Origin of the sequence: Thaumasiovibrio subtropicus, assembly GCF_019703835.1 — a bacterium.
GTDB lineage: Bacteria > Pseudomonadota > Gammaproteobacteria > Enterobacterales > Vibrionaceae > Thaumasiovibrio > Thaumasiovibrio subtropicus.
Window position 1 is genome coordinate 2,412,369 of record NZ_AP023054.1, and the last position, 23,859, is coordinate 2,436,227.

At 47.2% G+C, this 23,859-nt stretch carries 24 protein-coding genes and 1 other annotated feature; of the genes, 15 read left to right on the top strand and 9 right to left on the bottom strand.

Going from position 1 to position 23,859, the window contains the following annotated elements:
• Positions 1 to 101 precede the first annotated feature (101 nt).
• Positions 102 to 611, top strand: a complete 510-nt coding sequence (locus tag TSUB_RS10635; RefSeq protein WP_087026055.1) for a VC2046/SO_2500 family protein — start codon at positions 102 to 104, stop codon at positions 609 to 611.
• A gap of 303 nt (positions 612 to 914) precedes the next feature.
• Positions 915 to 1,607 (top strand): SDR family oxidoreductase, encoded by a 693-nt coding sequence (locus TSUB_RS10640; protein ID WP_159065044.1) that lies wholly within the window; start codon positions 915 to 917, stop codon positions 1,605 to 1,607.
• Here TSUB_RS10640 and TSUB_RS10645 read toward each other — a convergent pair.
• The 6 genes from TSUB_RS10645 to adhE all read right to left on the bottom strand — a co-directional run bounded on the left by TSUB_RS10645 (position 1,602) and on the right by adhE (position 7,548).
• Complete coding sequence (locus TSUB_RS10645; RefSeq protein WP_414718331.1) at positions 1,602 to 2,024, bottom strand: DUF1801 domain-containing protein; 423 nt, start codon at positions 2,022 to 2,024, stop codon at positions 1,602 to 1,604. The two genes, TSUB_RS10640 and TSUB_RS10645, sit on opposite strands and share 6 nt — an antisense overlap.
• Before the next feature lie 2 nt (positions 2,025 to 2,026).
• Positions 2,027 to 2,758 (bottom strand): glucose 1-dehydrogenase, encoded by a 732-nt coding sequence (locus TSUB_RS10650; RefSeq protein ID WP_087026044.1) that lies wholly within the window; start codon positions 2,756 to 2,758, stop codon positions 2,027 to 2,029.
• 46 nt (positions 2,759 to 2,804) lie between these two features.
• Positions 2,805 to 3,446 carry a glutathione S-transferase family protein gene (locus tag TSUB_RS10655; RefSeq protein WP_087026041.1) on the bottom strand — a complete coding sequence of 214 codons (642 nt, stop codon included), beginning with the start codon at positions 3,444 to 3,446 and terminating at the stop codon, positions 2,805 to 2,807.
• 13 nt (positions 3,447 to 3,459) lie between these two features.
• A complete protein-coding gene (locus TSUB_RS10660) occupies positions 3,460 to 4,089 on the bottom strand; it encodes a LysE family translocator (RefSeq protein ID WP_087026038.1) in 630 nt (209 codons plus the stop codon).
• A gap of 34 nt (positions 4,090 to 4,123) precedes the next feature.
• Positions 4,124 to 4,606 carry a GNAT family N-acetyltransferase gene (locus TSUB_RS10665; RefSeq protein WP_202819784.1) on the bottom strand — a complete coding sequence of 161 codons (483 nt, stop codon included), beginning with the start codon at positions 4,604 to 4,606 and terminating at the stop codon, positions 4,124 to 4,126.
• Between the two features lie 248 nt (positions 4,607 to 4,854).
• On the bottom strand, positions 4,855 to 7,548 hold the full coding sequence (adhE, locus tag TSUB_RS10670; RefSeq protein WP_087026033.1) for a bifunctional acetaldehyde-CoA/alcohol dehydrogenase: 2,694 nt from the start codon (positions 7,546 to 7,548) through the stop codon (positions 4,855 to 4,857).
• A 627-nt stretch (positions 7,549 to 8,175) separates the two neighbouring features.
• Between adhE and TSUB_RS10675 the strand changes: the two genes are divergently transcribed.
• The gene (locus tag TSUB_RS10675) at positions 8,176 to 8,820 is read left to right on the top strand and encodes a YchE family NAAT transporter (RefSeq protein ID WP_087026031.1); all 645 of its coding nucleotides are present in this window, start codon (positions 8,176 to 8,178) and stop codon (positions 8,818 to 8,820) included.
• A gap of 73 nt (positions 8,821 to 8,893) precedes the next feature.
• Here the strand turns inward: TSUB_RS10675 and TSUB_RS10680 are convergent, their stop codons facing one another.
• Together TSUB_RS10680 and cysS are read right to left on the bottom strand one after the other, a co-directional pair.
• Positions 8,894 to 9,715, bottom strand: a complete 822-nt coding sequence (locus TSUB_RS10680) for an HDOD domain-containing protein (RefSeq protein WP_087026029.1) — start codon at positions 9,713 to 9,715, stop codon at positions 8,894 to 8,896.
• 175 nt (positions 9,716 to 9,890) lie between these two features.
• A complete protein-coding gene (gene cysS, locus TSUB_RS10685) occupies positions 9,891 to 11,270 on the bottom strand; it encodes a cysteine--tRNA ligase (protein ID WP_087026026.1) in 1,380 nt (459 codons plus the stop codon).
• A 592-nt stretch (positions 11,271 to 11,862) separates the two neighbouring features.
• Between cysS and TSUB_RS10690 the strand changes: the two genes are divergently transcribed.
• Both TSUB_RS10690 and lpxH read left to right on the top strand, forming a co-directional pair.
• Positions 11,863 to 12,360 carry a peptidylprolyl isomerase gene (locus TSUB_RS10690; RefSeq protein WP_087026023.1) on the top strand — a complete coding sequence of 166 codons (498 nt, stop codon included), beginning with the start codon at positions 11,863 to 11,865 and terminating at the stop codon, positions 12,358 to 12,360.
• 59 nt (positions 12,361 to 12,419) lie between these two features.
• A complete protein-coding gene (lpxH, locus tag TSUB_RS10695; RefSeq protein WP_087026020.1) occupies positions 12,420 to 13,145 on the top strand; it encodes a UDP-2,3-diacylglucosamine diphosphatase in 726 nt (241 codons plus the stop codon).
• A 68-nt stretch (positions 13,146 to 13,213) separates the two neighbouring features.
• Here the strand turns inward: lpxH and TSUB_RS10700 are convergent, their stop codons facing one another.
• Positions 13,214 to 14,107, bottom strand: coding sequence for a sulfite exporter TauE/SafE family protein (locus TSUB_RS10700; protein ID WP_087026017.1), 894 nt, complete (start codon positions 14,105 to 14,107; stop codon positions 13,214 to 13,216).
• A gap of 204 nt (positions 14,108 to 14,311) precedes the next feature.
• Between TSUB_RS10700 and TSUB_RS10705 the strand changes: the two genes are divergently transcribed.
• The 10 genes from TSUB_RS10705 (at position 14,312) to hisIE (ending at position 23,841) form a co-directional block, all read left to right on the top strand.
• Positions 14,312 to 15,532: an EAL and HDOD domain-containing protein gene (locus TSUB_RS10705; protein WP_087026014.1), complete on the top strand. Its 1,221-nt coding sequence runs from the start codon at positions 14,312 to 14,314 to the stop codon at positions 15,530 to 15,532.
• Positions 15,532 to 16,008 (top strand): YchJ family metal-binding protein, encoded by a 477-nt coding sequence (locus TSUB_RS10710; RefSeq protein ID WP_087026012.1) that lies wholly within the window; start codon positions 15,532 to 15,534, stop codon positions 16,006 to 16,008. The genes TSUB_RS10705 and TSUB_RS10710 overlap by 1 nt, the downstream gene beginning before the upstream one ends.
• A gap of 530 nt (positions 16,009 to 16,538) precedes the next feature.
• Positions 16,539 to 16,676: a sequence feature (His leader region), on the top strand.
• A gap of 69 nt (positions 16,677 to 16,745) precedes the next feature.
• Positions 16,746 to 17,642, top strand: a complete 897-nt coding sequence (hisG, locus tag TSUB_RS10715) for an ATP phosphoribosyltransferase (protein ID WP_087026009.1) — start codon at positions 16,746 to 16,748, stop codon at positions 17,640 to 17,642.
• A 6-nt stretch (positions 17,643 to 17,648) separates the two neighbouring features.
• Entirely contained in the window at positions 17,649 to 18,941 is a 1,293-nt protein-coding gene (gene hisD, locus TSUB_RS10720; RefSeq protein ID WP_087026006.1) for a histidinol dehydrogenase, read from the top strand.
• A 14-nt stretch (positions 18,942 to 18,955) separates the two neighbouring features.
• The gene (gene hisC, locus TSUB_RS10725; RefSeq protein WP_087026004.1) at positions 18,956 to 20,005 is read left to right on the top strand and encodes a histidinol-phosphate transaminase; all 1,050 of its coding nucleotides are present in this window, start codon (positions 18,956 to 18,958) and stop codon (positions 20,003 to 20,005) included.
• Positions 20,006 to 20,015: 10 nt separating this feature from the next.
• A complete protein-coding gene (gene hisB, locus TSUB_RS10730; protein WP_087026000.1) occupies positions 20,016 to 21,086 on the top strand; it encodes a bifunctional histidinol-phosphatase/imidazoleglycerol-phosphate dehydratase HisB in 1,071 nt (356 codons plus the stop codon).
• Entirely contained in the window at positions 21,086 to 21,697 is a 612-nt protein-coding gene (gene hisH, locus TSUB_RS10735) for an imidazole glycerol phosphate synthase subunit HisH (RefSeq protein ID WP_087025996.1), read from the top strand. Before hisB ends, hisH begins: the two co-directional genes overlap by 1 nt.
• Before the next feature lie 11 nt (positions 21,698 to 21,708).
• Entirely contained in the window at positions 21,709 to 22,443 is a 735-nt protein-coding gene (hisA, locus tag TSUB_RS10740; protein WP_087025993.1) for a 1-(5-phosphoribosyl)-5-[(5-phosphoribosylamino)methylideneamino]imidazole-4-carboxamide isomerase, read from the top strand.
• A 10-nt stretch (positions 22,444 to 22,453) separates the two neighbouring features.
• On the top strand, positions 22,454 to 23,227 hold the full coding sequence (gene hisF / locus TSUB_RS10745; RefSeq protein WP_087025990.1) for an imidazole glycerol phosphate synthase subunit HisF: 774 nt from the start codon (positions 22,454 to 22,456) through the stop codon (positions 23,225 to 23,227).
• Entirely contained in the window at positions 23,224 to 23,841 is a 618-nt protein-coding gene (gene hisIE, locus TSUB_RS10750; RefSeq protein WP_087025987.1) for a bifunctional phosphoribosyl-AMP cyclohydrolase/phosphoribosyl-ATP diphosphatase HisIE, read from the top strand. The genes hisF and hisIE overlap by 4 nt, the downstream gene beginning before the upstream one ends.
• Positions 23,842 to 23,859: the final 18 nt, after the last annotated feature.

Sequence of the window (23,859 nt, forward strand, 5' to 3'; positions counted from 1 at the left end):
TCAAGTAAGTCGCGAAGGCGAGATCTCAGAAGCGATGAAAGAGATAGCGTCTTATTTCATAATTTTTGTTGTTTAGGTGTTCTGAAACTGACCATTTTATAATGAAAGTGCATAACCTCGACAAAGCACAGCTCATTAATGAGGTGCAGCTTGGGCCGCGTTTAAACCAATCGGTAACGCGGGGCCATCGCGCTGATTTTTCGCTGCTGCTGGCCATGTTATCCCCGGACGTGCGTGAACACGAGCCGCTGGATAAACTCGACTTGCCAGACAACTCCGAAGCCGCGTTGCGTGCGAAATTTGAGCTCGCTGAACAGCAATCTTTAGTTGGCGATGACCTCAGCTACGAGCGAGGTGAACACGAAGCCAATGCGTTTCACGAGGGAGGAATAAGCGCAGCCTTACTCCAGCATTACGCGGCCCCGTCAGCACTCACTCACCCACCACGAGATACGTACGGTTACCCTGAGCAGGTCTATCATAACTTCGATGGTCACCTTCGAAGGCGACTCGCTGAGTCTTCCCCAGTGGAGCCCAATGCAACACCGAAGAAACTCCTAGATGCATTGACGCTATCTAAGCGCGCTCGGGAACTCAATGTGCAAGTCTAATGACTTGCACTCCCTATACTTTTTGATTGCGTCGGCTAGCACTTCAAAACAACTCGTCGATGGCACACCTAGGCATCGATAGCAAACCAAGAAATTCACGCTGAACAAGCATCTTGAGCCAGCTCTCGTATATACACCTTTCGCCTCTTTCCGTTGTTCACCACCTTTTTGTGACCCAACTTATAATTCGCAAGATAGAGCATGATAAAGCTCACCTTCTTAACATTCTATTCACACGATTTCCTACCTTCTGTCCACAATGGAGTATCACGTCAACACAATTACTCGCAGGCAGAGCAAGCAATGAAAATCGAACAGACACTTGTCGTTGTTACCGAAGCAGGTAGTCCGATGGGACGGGCAATCGCTTTACATTTTGCTAGCTTAGGGGCCACGACCGTTCTTATAGACTGTGATCAGCCTATGTTGAACTTAACCCATCGCGCATGTGAAAGCCTCAATGGTAGTTGCATAGCTTTTCCCATTAGCAGCCGGGAGCAAGGCCAAGTTACCAACTGTTTCGAGACCATTCGCAACGACTTTGGCCCGATAAAGGTCCTCATCAATTGCTGGCGAAGTTCTCCCTTACCAAGCCTTTTTGATCATGGTGGCGTTGCAACGTATTGCGAAAACATGACCGATGTAGTGAGTGGACTTTTTCAGTTTGGTCATGTGGCGGCATCTCAAATGGCAGAGCACCATCAATCTGGCGTGATCATTAACGTAGCGGATAATTTTCAAACTTCCAATCAGCAACCGGTCAGTGGCACGAGGGCACTTATCTCTAGCATCACACAAAGTTGGTCAAAAGAGCTGTCTCCTTACCACATTCGAGTGGGAGGCATAGTGCCGAGCCGACAGCCTCAAGATTGTATCGACATTAGTCACAACGAACTCTATTCACATGTCCAATATGAAATGGTCCGAAATGCAGAGTACATCGTTCGTAATGACACCTTCACTGGGCGGTTAATCGAAGCCGAACTCGCGTTATAGGCCGAGCAAAGGCAGTGCCTTTCTTTTTTTGTACTCAAAAGCGACTTCAAGGCAGCGTCTGATCGTCAGTTCAGGGAAAGGGGCATCTAATGAGAGAACAATTGCGCGATTGCCAGAAAAAACCAGCGCCTCTTCAAATCGTTCGCGAAAGGTAGCGATGAGCTTGGTTTGACAATGAAAATACACATAGCACACCTCGGGAGTACTGGCCTTCCAGCCAAGTCGGACCGGACTTCCTCCATTAACATGAAAGCTAGGCTCACCCCATTTTAACGACTCGTTGACTTGCTGATGCTTTGACGTGGCGACCTCATAAATCAATGCGCGAAGTTGATGCATACGAAGCAGCACACTTGCGGGGTAAGCAAGTAAATGCTCTGCGATAGCGTGAGGCATAGCAGGGGTAGGAGCGCTCACTATTAGCGTCCGCCAGCGATATCAATGAAAGAGCCCGTCACATAACTCGCCTCTTCCGAGAGTAACCAAGCAATGCTATTTGCGACTTCTTGCGGCGTGCCTCCTCGACGAAGGGGTAAATGCGAGGCCAAGCGGTCAACCCGATTTGGCTCTCCGCCATCCGCATGCATCTCAGTGTAAATAAGCCCAGGCCTCACGCTATTTACCCGAATACCCTCAGGGGCAAGCTCTTGCGCTAAGCCAATCGTTAAACTATCCATCGCTCCCTTTGATGCGGCATAATCCACATATTCATTCGGCGCCCCTAATCGTGACGCGGCAGAAGAAACGTTGACAATCGCCCCGCCTCTACTCATGCGGTTAGCCGCTTCACGGCAGCATAAAAAGCAGCTAGTGACATTATTGGTCATGACTTGCTGAAAACGTTGTAACGAAATCTGCTTCAGACTCGTTTGTTCAAATAAAATGCCCGCATTATTTACCAAGTGCGTCACTTTACCAAACCGTGATTCAGTGGCATCAAACAGCTGGATAACATCATGTTCATTTGCCACATCCGCAGAAAACGCGAACGCTTCTCCGCCTTCCTCTCGAATCGCCGCTGCGACACCTTCAGCATCCGCATGGCGATACCGATAATTGACACACACAGCATAGCCCTGTTGAGCAAGCCGTTTTGCCGTTGCCGCACCGATACCACGCCCTCCACCAGTGACTATCACCACTTTCTTCATGACCACCTCATCCCATCTACGATACCAATATCGCCATTACTTAAGCCTAATAGTCTTCACGATGTTTGAGCTCACTAAAATCACTCATGATGTACCTTTGATAACCATCGCGTTGCTGTATGCCGTTGTACCACTTGCGCACATTAGGCGGTAAGGGCACCGACAACCCTTGCTCTGTCAATCGATAAAGTATTGCGCCAACAGTGATATCTGCAGCCGTCATCATTTCACCCGCTAAAAATGGCTGCCTTGCTAGCTGTTGCTCTAATTGCGTTAAACATTCATTGCATCGGGCAAGTGCGGCGTCGATAGCTGGCCAATCTCTATTTGAGGGTGGCATGCGGTAATAGCCCCAAAACACGGCCATAAAATGGGGCTGGAAAATCACCTGCGACCAATCCATCCATCGTTCATAAAGCGAACGCGAATAAGCCGACGACGGGTACCACTCTTGGTCACCATACTCCGCAATCAGGTAACGAATAATGCTGTGTGATTCCCAAATGACCTTTTCACCATCAACAAGGACTGGCACTTTCTTCATGGGGTTCAAAGCCGCAAACTCAGGCTCATCTAAGCCGCCAAAGCGCCCTCCTTTTTCAATATGCGAAAAATTCAATCCCAGCTCAGCCAACATCCACTGCACTTTTTGCACATTAAACGATGTTGCTCGTCCATACAGTTCCATTGATTTTCTATCCTCAATTACGGCTGAAAGCTATTTTTCCCGCTAATCCAATCAATAGCACCCCTGAGGCACCTTCAATCCAGCCAGATAATTGTTTGGCTTTCGCACTACTAAATATCAAATTACCTAACAGTGCATAAGTGAGATTGCAACCAGTGGCAAGCAGACTGAAAAGAAGACCTAGCATCATAAGCTCTTGCGTCGCAGCGCCCGATGTCACATCGATGAACTGGGGCAAGAAGGAGAGAAAAAACAGAGCAACTTTTGGATTCAATACGCTGACTATCACACCTTGACGAAAAACACGCTGCGCTTTTTGATCGTCGTGAGTCGTTATAGAAAACTGACTGCGGCCTTGAATCGCGTTACGCAATGCCGTAATGCCTAAATACAGCAGATACGCCGCACCGAGATATTTGATAACGCTAAACGCAAATGCTGAACTGACAATGAGTGCTGACAGCCCAAACACTGCCGCGACCGTATGAACAAGATATCCAGCTCCCAAGCCAAGCGAGGCTTTGATACCCGCTTTGAAGTCACCGCGCATTGTATTTGAAACGATGTAGACAACATCTGGGCCCGGAATGAGATTGATTGAAAGCGACGCGAGAATAAAAAGAAGCACTGTCTGAAATTCCATTTTTAAATCCTTTGTTAGTAGCGTTTTCCTTCGATTACAAAAACTTGTGCATAATTAAGCTATCAACTAGACCAAGTGTCGCATGGCGATAGGCCTGAGGCACACGACCAATCACGCTAAACCCCATACTTAACCATAAGTTCACCGCCATCTGGTTAGTCGATACAACACTGTTAAACTGCATTGCAACAAAACCCTCCGCTTTAGCAACCTGCTGTGCATGTGTACAAAGCCGCCTAGCGACACCTTTACCGCGAGCAGATGGACTTACCATAAACCCGCAGTTGCAAACATGATCGCCGGGGCCCGCGGCATTGGCCCGCAGATAATAGCTACCTAAAATTGTCCCATCTTCTTCGGCAACGAAACTGCGCAAAGGCGAAACTCGCCATAAATGCTGCGCTGTACTCTCCTTCATTTCTGGGTCAAAGGCATAGGTTTCTTGCGCTACGATAATCTCTTGGAATACGGGCCAAAATTGCTGAAAGTCCGTCTGGGTCATTTCTCGTATTTTCATTATCTCACCAGATTAGATGATATAAGGCCTAGAATAATCATACCCTATTGAGAAAAGCGCTAAGCGTAAAGCGATAACAAGGGAACGTTTGTAGGATGTTAGCGAAAGAATATATCAGCCGCCTTTTGATTGAACTGTAAGTAAATGTCATACATCGCATATGGCTCATATCGCTACGGCTCGTTAACTGAAACGAAAAAGGCCCGCCAAAGTGGCGGGCCAAATAATGCGCTAACAATCAGTCAGAATTAAGCTTTTGCTGCAGCTTTCTTGGTTTTCGCTGCTGGCTTTTGGTCAGCTTTCTTCTTAATCACAGAAGTACCTTCAACGGTTTCACCTTCAACATATGGCTTACCATAGTAAGAAGATAGAAGAACTTCTTTTAGCTCGCTGATTAGTGGGTAACGAGGGTTCGCACCAGTACACTGGTCATCAAACGCTTCTACCGATAGCTCATCAACTTTCGCTAGGAAGTCAGCTTCTGGCACACCTGCTGCTTGGATAGACGTTGGGATTTCCAAGTTAATCTTCAGTTCTTCCAACCATGCTAGTAGTGCTTCAATCTTAGCTGAAGTGCGGTCACCCGGCTTAGTTAGGCCTAGGTGGTCAGCAACTTCTGCGTAACGACGACGCGCTTGAGGACGGTCATACTGAGAGAAAGCTGTTTGCTTAGTCGGGTTGTCGTTCGCGTTGTAACGAACAACGTTAGAGATAAGCATTGCGTTCGCCATACCGTGTGGTAGGTGGAACTCAGCACCGATCTTGTGCGCCATTGAGTGACAAACACCTAGGAAGGCATTCGCAAACGCAATACCAGCAATCGTTGCCGCGTTGTGGACTTTCTCACGAGCGATTGGGTCTTTCGCACCGTTCGCATAGCTTGATGGTAGGTAATCTTTCAGCATGCGAAGTGCTTGTAAAGCTTGACCATCAGAGTATTCGTTAGCAAGCACTGACACGTAAGCTTCTAGTGCGTGAGTAACGGCATCGTAACCACCGAACGCAGTTAGAGACTTAGGCATGTTCATTACTAAGTTTGCATCAACGATCGCCATTTGCGGCGTTAGCTCGTAGTCAGCAAGTGGGTATTTAGCACCCGTCTTGTCATCAGTAACAACCGCAAACGGCGTCACTTCTGAACCTGTACCTGAAGTGGTAGTGATACATACCAACTCAGCTTTCTGGCCCATTTTAGGGAACTTGTAGATACGCTTACGAATATCCATGAAGCGCATTGCTAGCTCTTCGAAGTGTGTATTCGGGTGCTCGTACATTACCCACATGATTTTCGCAGCATCCATTGGTGAACCACCACCAAGAGCAAGGATTACGTCAGGCTGGAAGCTCTGCATTGCTGCAGCACCTTTCTCAACAACAGAAAGTGTTGGATCCGCCTCTACTTCGAAGAATGTTTGTACTTCCATGCCTTGCGCTTTAAGCAAAGCAACAACTTCATCAGAGTAACCGTTGTTAAATAGGAAACGGTCAGTGACAACGAACGCACGTTTCTTACCTTCTAGGTCGCCCAGTGCTACTGGCAAGCTACCACGACGGAAGTAAACAGATTTTGGAAGTTTGTGCCACAGCATGTTTTCAGCTCGCTTCGCTACAGTTTTCTTGTTGATTAGGTGCTTAGGACCTACGTTCTCAGAGATAGAGTTACCACCCCATGAACCACAACCCAAGGTTAGAGACGGTGCAACGTTAAAGTTGTATAGGTCACCGATACCACCGTGAGTCGTAGGAATGTTAACAAGAATACGAGCAGTTTTTAGCTTGTCACCGAAGTAGCGAATACGATCTTCGTTGCTATCTTGGTCTGTGTATAGACCAGAGGTGTGACCGATACCACCGATTTCAACCATGGTTACTGCTTGAGCAACGGCATCTTCGAAATCGTCAGCACGGAATAGACCCAATGTTGGAGACAGCTTCTCATGTGCGAATGCATCGTCGTAAGAGACTTTGTCCAAACCTTCACCAACAAGTACTTTGGTGTCAGTTGGTACAGATACGCCTGCCATTTCAGCGATAGCTGCTGCAGGCTGACCTACGATCTTCGCGTTTAGGTTACCGTCGATAAGGAGTACTTTACGTACTTTGTCAGCTTCTGCTTTGCTTAGTACATAGGCTTTGTGAGAAGCAAAACGCTCTTTTACTTCCTCATACACAGAATCAACAACGATTGCAGCCTGCTCAGAAGCACAAACAACACCGTTATCGAATGTCTTAGACATCAGGATAGAGGCAACAGCACGCTTGATATCAGCCGTTTCATCGATAACAACAGGTACGTTACCTGCACCTACACCGATAGCTGGCTTACCAGAAGAGTATGCCGCTTTAACCATACCAGGACCACCCGTCGCCAAGATTAGGTTAATGTCTTCATGCTTCATTAGCGCGTTTGAAAGCTCTACTGAAGGCTCGTCGATCCAACCGATGATATCTTTTGGTGCACCTGCTTCAATAGCAGCATCTAGAACGAGTTTAGCAGCATCGTTTGTTGAGTTTTTCGCACGTGGGTGTGGCGAGAAGATGATACCGTTACGAGTCTTCAGAGAGATAAGAGATTTGAAGATCGCGGTAGAAGTAGGGTTGGTTGTTGGGACGATACCACAGATGATACCAACTGGCTCTGCGATAGTGATAGTGCCGAACTCGTCGTTCTCTTCAAGCACACCACAGGTTTTCTCGTCCTTGTACTTGTTGTAGATAAATTCTGATGCGAAGTGGTTTTTGATTACCTTATCTTCAACAATACCCATTCCTGACTCTTCCACAGCTTGCTGTGCTAGAGGAATACGGGCGTTGTTTGCAGCCAGAGAAGCGGCGCGGAAGATCTTGTCAACTTGCTCTTGCGAGTAAGTTGCAAATTCGCGTTGCGCTTTCTTTACGCGTGCAATCATTGCATCCAATTCAGCCACATTAGTAACAGGCATAGTTAACTCCTAACTTAAATTAAAAACGTTTTAGTAAGACGGCTGCTCACATTCGCCTTAGCGAAGTACATTGTATGTTAACGAGCTTTGTAGCACATCATCTTAGTAAATTGTTTTCGGGATCGATTATAGCGAGAGCGTTAACAAAAATGTTGATACAGATCACTTTCGGTATTTTTTTGATAGAAAAATTACACCCAGACACCTGAACGTCGATATTTTGCGCAATCGTTGCTCTTTTGTTAATCAAAACAAATTTAGCTTATTAAAACAGTTACTTATGAATCTATCCATCTGAAATGGTATTCTATTTTTGTAGAAAAATTACAAGATATTTTTACAAAAAGATTCGTCAAAAATTCATCATACAGATTTTTAACCTTCATTTGTAATACAATTAACTTTTAGAGCCAGTTCAAATATTACTTTTATCAATGAGTCATTATCGACACTGTCGCTATGGGATAGGCAATTCGATTAACGAATAATTTACCTTCAATTAATGAATCCAAACTGGGATTGAATACATTAGTTTTCCTAAGGAATTAGCGATAAAAAATTGAGTGGCGCGATGTTAATGTTCGACTAGAATGTGCCTCGTTCCGTTTCATTCACCGAGTAGATATCATGCAAGCTTTAGAAATCGCGATATTCGTGCAATTTTTCGTTGGTTTAATTGCTGCGGTTAATCCGATAGGCATTATGCCAATCTTTGTTTCATTGACTGGGCATATGTCGCCCGCTGACCGAAACAAAACCGCTTACACAGCGAGCATCGCTGTGGCTATCATTCTAGCTGTTTCACTTATTGCTGGTCAGATGCTTTTAGACATCTTTAGCATCTCACTCGATTCATTTCGTGTTGCTGGCGGTATATTGCTGCTCAGTATCGCTTTTTCTATGATGAGCGGTAAACTTGGTGAAGATAAACAAAATAAGCAAGAAGAAACGGAGTCAATCAGCCGTGAACAAGTGGGCGTCGTACCGTTAGCCATGCCCTTGATGGCCGGGCCTGGTGCGATAAGTTCGACAATCGTTTACGGTGCGCGTCACCCAGGTCCCATCAGCACACTAGGCCTTATCGCAACCATTGTCCTATTTGCTGTTGGGTGTTGGTTGCTTTACCGCAGCGCACCACTGATCGTACGCTTTTTGGGACAGACGGGCATTAACGTTATCACCCGTATTATGGGCTTGATCCTCGCAGCACTGGGTGTTGAGTTCATCGCCAACGGTCTCAGGGCTTTGTTCCCCGGTCTCGCAGGTGTTTAATTACACTCGACTCACGAAAAACGGCGCTCTATGCGCCGTTTTTATTAATGAATCACAGGTACAGGTGTTTAGATTAGACAATTTGCTCTGCCATACTGCGACCTTGTCCACGCGCTTCATCAAGGACACCAACAATATCATTGCTCAACGCTAAACGACGCACATCATCATTACTATCGACAAAGCTCGTTTTGTCCTCGTCTTCGAAATCATCCCATTTCTGATTCACTTCATAAGCAAAATGCAGTGCAGTCGCCATCTTAGGATCTTTCTCAGCCTTTTCTGGCTCAAGATAATGCTCAATGCTGTCTACCAATTGCGGGGCAAACTTCCAAGCGACCGCCAGCTTCGCACCTAACTCTGGCGCGGTAATACCCAGAACGTCCGATTGTGCCGAGATTTTTTCTTCGCCCTTCTCGACACGCTGCACGATTTGCATCGCTTCTTCTTCTGCCAAGGTATGAATCATGAGCTCGCCGATATTGTGTAGCATCCCAGCGGTGAACGCTTGATTGCCGTCTAAACCCGCTTTCTTCGCGACGTTACTGGCGATCGTTGCGATTTCAAAGGTGTCATTCCAGTAAACGGACATATCGAGCCCTTTCACTTTAGGAAACGCACTCACGAGTACAGAAACAACGAGTAGTGTTCTGATCGGTTCAACGCCCAAACGGATCACCGCTTCGTCTACAGAAGCAATCGTACGACTACGACCAAAGTGTGCGGAGTTAGACATACGCAAAATACGTGCACTGACTACCTGCTCCATTGAGATTTTTTTTGATAGCTGCATCAAGTCAACTTCTTCCTGATTCACCATCTCAACCAATTCTTGCAGTACTTTAGGGATTTTGGGCAATTCATTGACCCGAGAAAGCATCGCCGACGCGCTCATATGTCACTCCTCTGAGATAGAATCTTATAAAATCACTATAGGACATATTTAGGAAAGTAACGGAAAAATTGTAATTTTTATATGGGATTAAGTCTTATTTACTAGGCACAATTTTGTCGTAAACAAGAAAAAGCCGGGAAAGATCCCGGCTTGAAAGGAATAGATTGATGGATTGCTACTTACGCGTCCACGTCGTGCCCTGAGGGCTCTCCTGCAGCACAATGCCCATTTCGGTCAACTTATCACGAGCGGCATCTGCGGCGGCCCAGTCTTTCGCTGCCCTAGCTGTGACACGTTGCTCGATCAGCGCTTCAATTTCAGCGACATCGTCTCCTTGCGCCGCATCACCTTGTAAGAATGATTCTGCATCTTGCTCAAGCAAGCCAAGTACGCCAGCAAGCTCACGTAGACGGGCACCTAGCGCCGAAGCCGCTGCTAAATCTTCCGTTTTTAGCTTATTAACGTCTCGCGCAATATCAAACAGTACCGAGTAAGCTTCTGGTGTGTTGAAGTCATCATCCATTGCTTCTTTAAAGCGTGTCACAAACTCTTCACCACCGGCAGCTTCAACATGATCAAGGCCACGAAGCGACGTGTATAAACGCTCCAGTGCTGAACGCGCCTGATTTAAGTTATCTTCGCTGTAGTTTAGCTGGCTACGATAGTGACCAGACATCAAGAAATAACGCACTGTCTCAGCGTCGTAATGGTTCAATACATCGCGAATCGTGAAGAAATTTCCTAGTGACTTAGACATCTTTTCACGATCAACCATCACCATGCCGCTATGCATCCAAGTATTGACATAATCGGTGCCATGCGCACAGCATGATTGGGCAATTTCATTCTCATGGTGTGGGAACTGAAGATCAGAACCACCACCGTGAATATCAAAATGATCGCCAAGAATCGCCGAGTTCATTGCTGAACATTCGATATGCCAACCTGGACGACCTGCACCCCATGGTGACTCCCATGTAGGCTCGCCTGGTTTAGACATTTTCCACAATACGAAATCGAGCGGACTGCGTTTAGCGGTTTCAATATCCACTCGTGCACCAGCTTGAAGCTGATCAAGATCTTGCTTCGATAACTTGCCATACTCGTTGAACTTCGCGACTTCAAACATCACATCACCGTTATCGGCAACGTAAGCAAAACCGCGCGCAATCAATCGCTCAACGAGTGCAATGATTTCGGCAATAAACTCAGTCGCTCGCGGCTCAATGTCAGGACGCTTGAGGTTTAACGCATCAAAGTCGGCATGCATTTCAGCAATTAAACGTTCAGTTAGAGACTCGCAGCTCTCTCCATTCTCATTGGCACGCTTAATAATCTTGTCATCGATATCGGTGATGTTGCGTACGAAGGTGAGGTCGTAACCGCTGTAGCGCAAGTAGCGCGATACCACATCAAAAGAGACAAAGGTGCGCCCATGCCCAATATGACACAAATCGTAAATTGTCACTCCACACACATACATGCCTACCTTGTTGGCATGGATTGGCTTAAATTCCTCTTTTTGGCGCGTCAGTGTGTTATAGATCTTCAACATATTTCTTCATGACTCTATGGTTGATGGAATGACAATTTGTTCTGGGTATAACTCTCGCCTCTTCAAAATGCTTCACTAACAGCGAGCCTTAAAACACTCACTGCACGAGCACCTTAAGATAGCCCAAGTGTAATCAGCAATTACACCCGTTCTGACGGGGGATCGCAAGCAAAACTCCGTCCGCCAGCCAGAAAAAAGTGACGGTGCTGATCTTTTATCCGTCCAACCCCACCAAACGAGGCGAATGCAACCACAAGATTGGCTTATACTCAGCCACCTCAAGGTGCTTGTTCAGTGAGGGTTTCTAGGTTTGCCATCGGGGCACGGCTTTGAAGATATAGTGGACTACATCAAAAGCAGTAACAAAGGTGGCAAGCTAAGAAAACTCGCCCTTTGGGAAGCGACTAGCGCCCCGATTTCTGCGTTAAAGGTGTTCAAAAGAGGGAAACCATTCCTTCACACCTTTGCCTTGAACTCAACACGCTAGTTTGCTTCTGAATCCTGCATCTTGAGGTAGCTTGAGTATATGTTCCCCTTCAGGTTACTATTTAAGACCAAGCTATAGATCAACACTTCTCAGAAGGATATTTAAATGGTTACGCTGCACACCACTTTTGGTGATATTAAAATTGCACTTAACAGTGAAAAAGCACCTGAAACTTGTGCGAACTTCCTACAATACTGCCGTGACGGTTTCTATAACGAGACGCTATTTCACCGTGTCATCGACGGCTTTATGGTCCAAGGCGGCGGCATGACTTCTGGCCTTGTTGAGAAAGAGACTCGCGCGCCAATCAAAAACGAAGCGAACAACGGTCTCCAAAACAAAACGGGTACGATTGCCATGGCACGTACTATGGAGCCGCACTCTGCGAGCTCACAGTTCTTTATCAACGTTAACGACAACGACTTCCTCAACTTCAAAGCTGAGAATGCACAAGGCTGGGGCTACTGTGTGTTCGGTGAAGTGGTAGAAGGTATGGATGTTGTCAACAAAATCAAAGGTGTGGCAACGGGCAACTACGGTTACGTTCACCAAGACGTTCCTGTAGAGGAAGTACTGATTAACAGCGTCACTGTTGAAGAGTAATCCGCCTTTACTCAGGGCAACATGCGTTGCCCTGATACTCATGACTAGCACTCTTTAAAATGAATACATACTTTATTGCCGATCTCCACCTTAGTGATTCTCGCCCCGATATTACCGCCTGCTTCCTGCATTTTATGCGCGATATGACAGCGAAAAAGCCTGACGCTCTCTACGTCCTCGGAGATCTTTTCGAGATGTGGATTGGCGATGACGAAACAAATCCGTTTTTAGAAACCATCAAAACGGCTTTTAAAGCCTTCACTGACACCGGTATTCCTTGCTACTACATCCATGGGAACCGGGATTTTATGATTGGTAAGCGTTTTGCCAAAGAGACGGGCATGACCCTTTTGGATGAGCATACTGTGATTGATCTGTATGGCACACCCACTCTTATCCTCCACGGTGACACCTTGTGCCTCGGTGATGAGCAATATCAAAAGTACCGAAAGCGTGTCCACCAGCCATGGCTACAATGGCTTTTTATGCGGTTACCCCTCGCCTATCGGGTAAAAATTGGCAACAAGATTCGCGCCAGTAGCGGTAAAACAAAGCAAACGAAATCATTGAACATTATGGATGTCACCCTTGATGAGGTTGAGCGACGATTCCAGTTCCATAATGTCGCTCATATGATTCATGGCCACACCCACCGTCCCAACATTCATCAACATCAATTCGGTGAGCGCATCGTGCTCGGTGATTGGTACGAGCAGGGTTCAGTGCTCAAATGCAGTGACAATGGTGAGAAAGCCCTCATGTCGTTGGCGTTTGAAACCCAGTAACCCTGTATTGTACATCACTCAAGGAACGTCTGAGCAATAACAAAGAGGCGCTTAACGCCTCTTTAAACTCACGAAGACACGGCTTGCTCAGGCTGCGCACTCCGATCATTCTGCCACGACCTAAACATAGTTACCGCAGTGTAAAGGACAACAAATGCCACTAGCCATGCTAAGGTGTCCAAGTCCATCGACTTCACAATAAACACCGCTGCCAAGACTGCAATCGGTCCCGAAATAGCAACAGCAACACTGGCTCGGCTATTGAATGCACCTCGCTGAATAAAACTCCCAGCAGAGAAAAAACACAAGAACGCACACGAACACATCATGATCGGAAACGCGGCCAATGGGTTCATTCCTAGTAGGTAAATCATTGTCATACAGGGTGCGTATAAACCGATGCCAACCGTCATCAAAGCACCAAAAATAAAGTTACCTAAAATGCCAATCAGTAACTTAGTGCCGCTCAATCCAAGCGCCTCTCCACCAAGCGGGAATAACTCTAATCGGCCTGCAAACATTAATCCGGCAACAATAAGCAAAGCGATGGACATGATCAGTCGAATCATCTGTCTATCCAAATTCGCGACAAACCTCGCCCCCACAGTTGCACCTAAACAAGCCGCCGCAATCAAGCTAAATAGTGTCGTACTATCGACATTCACCGCAGTCAAAAAAAGCAATGACTGAGCAACCGTGGCAAGGGTTGCTTGCGCATTTAAGGTGCCAGGAAGTAACTTATCATCAACCAAATTTAGCTGTTTATACGCTGCGGTTTTAATCGCAAAACTCCCCACGCCTAACGCATCACAGAAGTTAGCAAACCCTCCGATCAACGCAATTGACCACACTTTTGTCTGCGCTTCCTGCGCGCGTTGCTTACGCCATGCATTAAAAAGCATCGCAATAAACACCGCCCCACCTGCCAGCAACCCCGCCTGCAGAATATGCAACATCGACATTAAATAACTTACTCGAATTAAAAAAGTGCGCTATTGTGATCAAGTTGGCATTTGTAGGCAATAATCTAAATCAACTAAACATCCTTTTGGCTGCTAAATCCTGTTACAATCTTTTGCACTCCGTTAAAAAATCCGGCAGAAGGACTAGGGTTATTAGCCACTTAGGTTAACTACCTGTTGTTATCCTTAAAGGTTCAACAAACAATGAATTCATTCGTCGCACGGCAACCTATTCTCAATTCAAAACTAGAAACTGTTGCCTATGAACTGTTGTTTCGCGATGGGCCAAATAATGCGTTTCCTCAGGTCTCTGCTGAGTACGCAACGTCACGCTTGTTAATTGAGCGTATCACCTCTTTGCAAAACAACACCTCAAACAAAAAAAATAGCGAACTCGCATTTATTAACTTCCCAGAGAAAAGCTTGGTTGACCTAACGCCAACGCTCTTCCCAAAGACTGACCTCGTGATTGAAATACTGGAAGATTGCGAACCCAATGATGCGCTTTTCAATGCGGTGAAGAAGCTCCACGCGCGTGGATATACACTTGCACTCGATGACTTTGAAAACACACCAGAATGGCGCCGATTTTTTCCGTACATCAGTATTATTAAATTTGATCTCCTCAGCACGAGCTTAGATGAAGCGCGTAAATTCATTCATCTCCATAGCCATTTCAATATTAAGTATCTCGCGGAAAAAGTGGAGACGCATGAGCAATTTCAAGCCGCCCTTAATATTGGTTTCGAATACTTCCAAGGCTATTTCTTTGCCAAGCCTGAAATCATTGAACAGCGCTCGCTATCACCCTCAGCGATGACAACCATGCGCTTGTTTAAAGCCATCAGTGAGACCAACGTCGACTTTGCAGAAGTGGAAAGCATCGTGAGTAGTGATGTGTCTATTTCCTACAAGCTATTGCGCTACGTGAATACCATGACGGCGGTCGACAGCAAGCCCATCGTCTCATTTAAGCAAGCCCTCGTCTTCTTGGGGGAGAATCGCTTAAGGCGTTTTGTCTACCTCGTTGCCACAGCGTATGCGACAGATGGTAAAGGCAACACGCTCTATTTGCTCTCGATTCAACGTGCACGCTTTTGTGAACTGGTTGCGCCCTATCTCAGCATGGAGCCTTCAGAGGCCTTCTTAACCGGTTTGTTCTCACTGCTAGATTCACTACTCGACCAACCCATTGAGACACTGCTCTCGCAGCTTCCATTAAGCAGTGCGGTTAAATCGGCACTCATTGAAAGCAAAGGCAGACTCGGCGGTATTGTCGCATTAGCCAAAGCTTACGATCGCGCTGATTGGCATCGAATCAAGCTGATTTGCCAGCATTACCGATTAGACGAAACACGCATTGCCGATTGCTATGTCGATTCATTAGAATGGACCCAAGATTTCGTCAATAAGAGCCAACAGTAATGTCATTGTGTCCTTGCGGCAGTCAGCAAGCATTTGCTGACTGTTGTCAGCCTATTATCTCCAACCCCCAAAATGCACATCGCCCTGAACAACTGATGCGATCACGCTATACCGCGCACTGCATTAAAAATGTCGACTATGTCGTCGCAACCTACCACCCAAGTTGCCATGCAGAACAGCATCGCCAAGCCATCGCAGAGTCTGTTAATAGCCTCTGGTTGAAGCTTGATGTCGTCGACGCTTCCGAAGTGATTGGGCATGAAGGCTATGTGCATTTCATTGCTCGCTACCTTGATAACGGTACTTGCTACTTTCTCGAAGAACGCTCTAGATTCCTGTTTGAGAATGGCCAATGGTATTACATCGATGGGGAATACCCGGCTACGCCAACGCCGCCGCAAAAAATAGGACGAAACGATAGTTGTCCATGCGAGAGTGGCAAAAAGTTCAAGAAGTGTTGCAGTATCCGCCACTGACGTGCGACTGACCTACCGCCTTGGCTCAGCAATGTAAATATTGTTCAAGTTTTGCTCAACCCTACCGATACAAAGACGTGTTCCTTGTATCGGACGGTTGTATGATTATTTATCCCTCCCATTACAAGGCTGTGACACACAAGACGCAGCCGACTGCCGAGAGCAGTAGTGAGAAGCACCATCAGGTGCGGGTTGTAACCAAAAGCGACAAACAGGAAGAAGAGAAGCCTCGGAAGCGCAAGAAACGTAAAGGACTCTTGGATATATACATTTAGCGACAACAAGACAATCCTTTGCAACTGCAACCAAAGTTAGAGCTAAATATCGCCACTCATGTTTTCCATCGTGACTTTCTCTTTGAATTTTCGGTTGAGTGGCGAATCTTTCCTGACTAATTTCACAGAAACGTTTACCAATTTTTCCCCTTTTTTAAATTTTGGGTTGCAATCTTACAGCAGCTTGGTTAGTGTGAAACCAGACATCAAGTTTCATCAATAGAGAATATTTATGCGTAGCCAAATGGTCATTCATCATCACCATCATCATCCTGACTAGTCTTTCGGGAGGATACGCATCGTCCGCAGGAAGACTAGAAAACTCTCTTCCAACGGTACGGATATCTACAGAATAACGACCCTCGGAAGAGCCTCTTCCGAGGGTTTTTTACTTTCAGCGCCAGATAAATGGCAAACAAAAATTACGCACGAAGCAAGCAATCGGCAAAAAGGAATAGGGAAATGCAAAATCAACGACTACGTATCGCCATTCAAAAGAAAGGACGCTTAGCAAAAGAGTGTCAAGAACTCCTAAAACGTTGTGGTGTGAAAATTAACATGGTTGGTGAGCGCCTGATCGTTCACGCTGAAAACATGCCAATCGACTTGCTACTTGTTCGTGATGATGACATTCCGGGTCTCATTATGGATGGCGTTGTTGACCTCGGAGTGATTGGCGAGAACGAGCTCGAAGAAGTCGCACTCGACCGTATTGCTCAAGGCGGTAATGCCGAATACACCACACTACGCCGTCTTGATTTTGGTGGCTGCCGACTTTCAATCGCTATCAACAAAGACGCTGCTTACAACGGACCTCAAGACCTAGAAGGCAAACGCATTGCCACTACTTACCCACACCTCGTTAAACGCTACATGGAAGAGCGCGGCGTCGGTTTTAGCACCTGTATGCTAACAGGCTCTGTGGAGGTTGCCCCTCGTGCTGGCCTTGCTGATGCTATCTGTGATCTTGTCTCAACAGGCGCAACGCTAGAAGCAAACGGTCTAAAAGAAGTCGAAGTCATCCTACGGTCAAAGGCAGTGTTGATTCAGCGTAGCGGTGAGTTCTCAGCAGAAAAACAAGCGCTCATTGAAAAGTTACTGACGCGTATGCAAGGCGTGATTCAAGCTAAAGAATCAAAATACATCATGCTACATGCACCCACTGAGCGTCTGGAAGAGATCAAATCCCTGCTACCGGGCGCTGAAGATCCTACAGTACTGCCTCTCTCAGAAGATAACAGCCGAGTCGCCGTACATTTGGTAAGTGCGGAAAACTTATTCTGGGAAACCATGGAGCAACTTAAATCGCTTGGTGCCAGCTCAATTCTTGTGTTGCCAATTGAAAAGATGATGGAGTAAGTAGAAATGAAAACGGTTGTTTGGCAATCACTCAGCGAATATCAACAAGCAGGCCTACTTGAAAGGCCTGCAATCACGGAAGGCGCAAACATTACCGCCGCCGTCAATGATGTTATTGCGCAAGTACAAAAAGACGGCGATGCCGCACTGCTTGCACTCACCGAAAAATTCGACAAGGTTAAACCGGACAGCATTCGGGTTAGCGCAGACGAAATCACCGCGGCATCAGCGCGACTTTCTGAAGAGATGAAACAAGCGCTTCAAGCGGCATATAAGAATATTTATTCATTTCATACCGCACAGAAACCTCAAGCCATTAAAGTTGAAACCCAGCCTGGTGTGGTCTGTGAGCAAGTTACGCGCCCTATCAACGCTGTTGGCCTCTATATCCCCGGTGGTAGCGCCCCGCTCCCTTCAACGGTGTTGATGCTCGGTGTGCCCTCACAAATTGCCGGCTGTAAGCGCGTAGTACTGAGTTCACCCCCACCGATTGCCGATGAGATTCTCTATGTCGCTCAGTTGTGTGGGATCGATGAAGTCTACAATCTAGGTGGGGCACAAGCGGTTGCCGCCATGGCGTACGGTACGGAAACAGTCGCGAAAGTGGATAAGATTTTTGGCCCAGGCAACGCCTACGTCACTGAAGCAAAACGTCAAGTCAGCAATGACTTCCGTGGCGCAGCCATTGATATGCCAGCAGGGCCTTCAGAAGTCCTTGTTATTGCCGATAACAGCGCCGACCCTGACTTCATCGCCGCAGACCTACTGAGTCAAGCGGAGCACGGCCCAGATTCACAAGTTGTGCTCGTGACGCCAGAGCCTAGCTTAGCTGACCGCGTTGCGGATGCTATCCAACAACAACTTAAAACCCTCAGTCGTGCTGACATTGCCCGTCAAGCCTTGGGTTCCAGTTTACTGGTTGTGGCAGAGTCCATTGAAGAATGCATCGCCATTTCCAATCGTTATGGCCCTGAACACCTCATTGTACAGACCGAAAATCCTCGCGCTTTGCTACCTGAACTGGACAATGCTGGGTCCATTTTCTTGGGCCTGTGGTCGCCTGAATCGGTCGGTGACTATGCGTCGGGTACCAATCACGTTTTACCAACCTATGGCTATACACGCACTTACTCTAGCCTAGGCTTAGCCGATTTCTCCAAGCGAATGACAGTTCAAGAGCTCAGCAGTGACGGCTTGCTCGCCATTGCTCCTATTGTCGAGACCATTGCCGATGCTGAAGGCCTCGACGCTCACAAACGTGCCGTCACTCTTCGTGTTGAAAAGCTACGTAATCAATAGATAAGGGCATCAAGATGAGTATTGAAAACCTAGCTCGAAAAACCGTTCGCGAACTGACCCCATACATGTCAGCTCGTCGTTTAGGGGGGAGTGGTGATATTTGGCTAAATGCTAACGAGTCACCCTATGTTAACGAATACAGTGTTAACTGCGACCGCCTCAATCGCTACAGCACCTGTCAGCCAGAAGAGCTAATCAATGCCTACTCCGCGTACGCGGGCGTCGATAGTAAGTATGTACTAACTTCACGCGGAGCCGACGAGGGCATAGAACTGCTGGTCCGCGCGTTTTGTGAACCCAACCAAGATAGCATCCTGTATTGTCCACCGACCTACGGTATGTATGCCATCAGCGCGCAAACATTTGATGTTGCCACCAAAACAGTACCACTCACGGCTGACTGGCAACTTGATTTAGATACGATTCAGGCTAACCTCGATAGTGTAAAGCTGGTGTTTGTTTGTAGTCCAAACAACCCGACAGGCAACCTACTGAAGCGAAGTGACATCGAAGCCTTGCTCGACATGACGGCCAACAAAGCGATTGTCGTGGTCGATGAAGCCTACATCGACTTCTGTATGGAAGAGTCTGTTGTTGAGCTGCTATCCCGTTACCCAAATTTGGCGATACTCCGCACCCTATCAAAAGCCTTTGCGCTCGCAGGTCTACGCTGCGGTTTTACACTTGCTAATCCCCAAATCATCGAGCTATTGCTGAAAGTGATTGCGCCTTATCCCGTGCCGGTTCCTGTGACCGATATTGCGGTTCAAGCGCTTTCCGAAGCAGGGTTAGCGCGCACTAAATTCCAAGTACTCGACCTCAATGCCAATCGCGCCTACTTGCAGGCAGGTTTGAGTATGTTGCCGGGTGTGACCGTCTTTGATGGGTATGGCAATTACCTACTCGTCCAGTTTCCTGATGGCGAAAAACTCTTCAGCACCCTGTGGGACAATGGCATTATTCTACGTCGAAGCCCAATTGAAAACTGCATTCGTATTAGCGTTGGCAACCGAGACGAATGTGAAAAAACACTGGCCTTTATCCGCCAACAGCTAGAGCAATAAGGACGTTGTAGTGAGCAAAGAAAAAATTCTATTTATTGATCGAGATGGCACCCTCATTGTTGAGCCACCTGTGGATTTTCAAGTCGACCGCTTAGATAAACTCAAGCTAGAACCTTATGTCATTCCCGCACTACTGCAGTTGCAGGACGCAGGCTACACTCTCGTCATGGTCACTAACCAAGATGGTTTGGGCACGGACAGCTACCCTCAAGATGAGTTTGATGCGCCACACAATATGATGATGGAGATCTTTGAGTCTCAAGGTGTGAAATTTGCCGACGTGCTTATCTGCCCTCATTTCGAAGAAGATGATTGCACGTGTCGTAAACCCAAGCTCGGGTTGGTGAAGCCCTACCTTCAGCAAGGCCGTGTTGATTTCACCACCTCAGCCGTGATAGGCGACCGTCAAACTGACCTTGCACTTGCGGAAAACATGGCAATTCGGGGCATTCAATACAACCCTGAGACCATGGGATGGCAACAAATCGTCAAAGATCTCACCACACAACCTCGCATCGCAGAAGTTGTTCGTACTACCAAAGAAACTGACATCAAAGTGAAGGTCAACCTTGATCAGTCGGGTGGTAACAAAATAGAAACTGGACTCGGTTTCTTTGATCATATGCTAGATCAAATCGCCACTCACGGTGGTTTCCAGATGATCTGTCAGGTGGATGGCGACCTTCACATTGATGATCACCACAGTGTTGAAGATACCGCCCTGGCGCTAGGAGAAGCATTGAAAATCGCACTTGGCGATAAACGTGGTATTGGTCGCTTCGGCTTTAGCTTGCCAATGGATGAATGCCTGGCGCAATGTGCGCTGGATCTTTCCGGCCGACCATACCTCAAATTTGATGCAGTCTTCAGTCGCGAGCAAGTTGGCGATCTGTCAACAGAGATGGTCTCTCACTTCTTCCGCTCTCTCACTGATACATTAGCTTGTACCTTGCACTTGTCTTCTGATGGTGACAACGACCACCACATCGTAGAGAGTTTATTCAAAGCATTCGGACGTACCTTACGTCAAGCGATTCGCGTAGAAGGTAACGAACTACCAAGCAGTAAAGGGGTGCTTTAATGGCAAACGTCGTTATTATCGATACTGGCTGTGCGAACGTCTCTTCAGTGAGGTTTGCCATTGAACGTCTTGGATATCAAGTGACTGTCAGCAAAGATCCCGATGTTGTTTTAGCCGCTGATAAGCTCTTTTTACCGGGAGTGGGAACAGCAAGTGAGGCGATGAAAAACCTCGAGGAACGTGACCTTGTCGAACTTGTAAAACAGGTCGACAAACCGCTTCTCGGTATTTGTCTCGGCATGCAGTTACTGTGTCGTGTTTCTCAAGAGCATGGTGCTGCAGGCGAAGAAACAATCCCTTGCCTGAACTTGTGTGATGCGCCGATAGAAAAGATGCAAGCAGAGGGGCTACCACTTCCTCACATGGGCTGGAACACCATTACACCAAAAGCAGGCCACCCGTTGTTTAAAGATATCCCAGCGGGCAGCTACTTCTACTTTGTTCATAGCTATGCGATGCCTGTCACCGATGACAACACTATCGCACAGTGTGAGTACGGTACGCCTTTCACGGCTGCACTGCAGAGCGGCAACTATTATGGGGTGCAATTTCACCCAGAGCGCTCCAGCAAAGCTGGTGCTCAGCTGATTAAGAACTTTTTAGAGATGTGATAAGGAACGTCATGATCATTCCCGCTTTAGACTTAATCGACGGCCAAGTAGTCCGTCTCTATCAAGGTGACTATGGACAAGTTACCGAATATCCCGTCAATCCTGCGGAACAATTTGCTATCTATCATCAAGCTGGCGCGAATTGGCTACACCTGGTTGATTTAACTGGCGCAAAAGATACGTCGGCGCGACAACTCGATTTGATCGCAAGCCTACTCGCGAGTACACCTGCCAACATTCAAATTGGTGGGGGCGTACGCAGTGAGCAAGATGTCAAAGACCTTCTTGATGCCGGCGCAGAGCGCGTCGTTATCGGTTCAACCGCAGTAAAACAGCCAGAGCTGGTGAAGAGCTGGATGGAGAAATACGGTGCTGAACACATCGTATTGGCACTGGATGTCAACATTGATAGTGAGGGGCACCGTCATGTTGCCATCTCTGGTTGGCAAGAAGATTCAGGCGTCACCATCGAAGCGCTTTTAGACGATTTCTTAACCGTCGGTCTAAAACATGTCCTCTGCACCGACATTTCTCGGGATGGCACGCTCGCGGGCTCGAATGTCGACCTCTATCGTGACTTGTGCGCGCAATACCCTCAAGTCGCGTTTCAATCCTCTGGTGGTATTGGCTCACTGGAAGACATTGCCGCATTGAAGGGTTCAGGTGTGCAAGGCGTTATTGTAGGTCGTGCCCTGCTCGATGGTAAGTTCAATGCTGAAGACGCCTTCCGCGTTTGGGCAGAGTAAGGAGTGAAAGATGTTAGCTAGACGAATTATTCCTTGTCTCGACGTGCGTGATGGACAAGTTGTCAAAGGCGTGCAATTTAGAAATCATGAAATCATAGGCGATATTGTTCCACTGGCTAAACGCTATGCAGAAGAAGGCGCCGATGAACTGGTTTTTTACGATATTACCGCTTCCAGCGATGGCCGAGTGGTCGATAAAAGCTGGGTGTCCCGTGTTGCAGAAGTCATTGATATTCCATTTTGTGTCGCCGGTGGTATCAAATCAGCTGAAGACGCTTCACGCATTTTACAATTTGGTGCGGATAAAGTATCGATTAACTCGCCAGCCTTAGCCAACCCAAACCTGATCACCGAGCTTGCAGATAAGTTTGGCGTGCAGTGTATTGTGGTCGGTATCGACTCCTATTTTGATGCTGACACGGGTAAATACCAAGTGTACCAATTTACCGGTGATGAAAGCCGTACCAAGGCCACGCAGTGGGAAACGCGTGATTGGGTGCAAGAAGTACAAAAACGCGGTGCAGGCGAAATCGTATTGAACATGATGAACCAAGATGGCGTGCGTAACGGCTACGACCTCGATCAGCTCAACATGGTTCGCGAAGTCTGTCACGTACCTTTGATTGCCTCAGGCGGTGCGGGAGAAATGGTCCACTTTGCGGATGCGTTTAATAAGGCCAATGTAGACGGCGCTTTAGCCGCCTCCGTCTTTCATAAACAGATCATCAACATCGGTGAACTAAAACAATACTTAAAACAACAACAAGTGGAGATCCGAGTATGAGTCTTATCGAACGTATAAATTGGGAAAAAGTCGATGAGATGATCCCGGCAATCATTCAAGATAACAACAGTGGCCAAGTCTTAATGTTAGGCTACATGGATAAAGGTGCGTTAACGAAGACACTTGAAACGAAGCAAGTGACTTTCTTTTCTCGCACAAAACAGCGACTTTGGACGAAAGGCGAAACTTCTGGAAACGTACTGCAACTGAAATCAATCGCCCTCGATTGTGACAGTGACACCTTACTGGTTCAAGTTGATCCGATTGGCCCTACATGCCACTTAGGCACAACGACCTGCTTTGATGGCGATGATGTTGCGCCACCTTCATTGGTGTTTCTTCATCAATTGGAGCAAGTCTTGGCCTCAAGAAAAGGCAGCGATCCTGACAGCTCTTATACCGCCAGCCTCTATGCCCGTGGCACCAAACGTATTTCGCAAAAAGTCGGTGAAGAAGGCGTTGAAGTCGCGCTTGCGGCAACGTCGGGTGATAAGGCGGAGTTAGTCGATGAGTCGGCAGACCTTATCTATCACCTGCTTGTGCTACTGCAAGACCAAGGAATGTCACTCTCCACGATCACTGAGCGCCTTGCTGAGCGACATGCAAAGAAATAACTGCCGTTAACGCAAAAA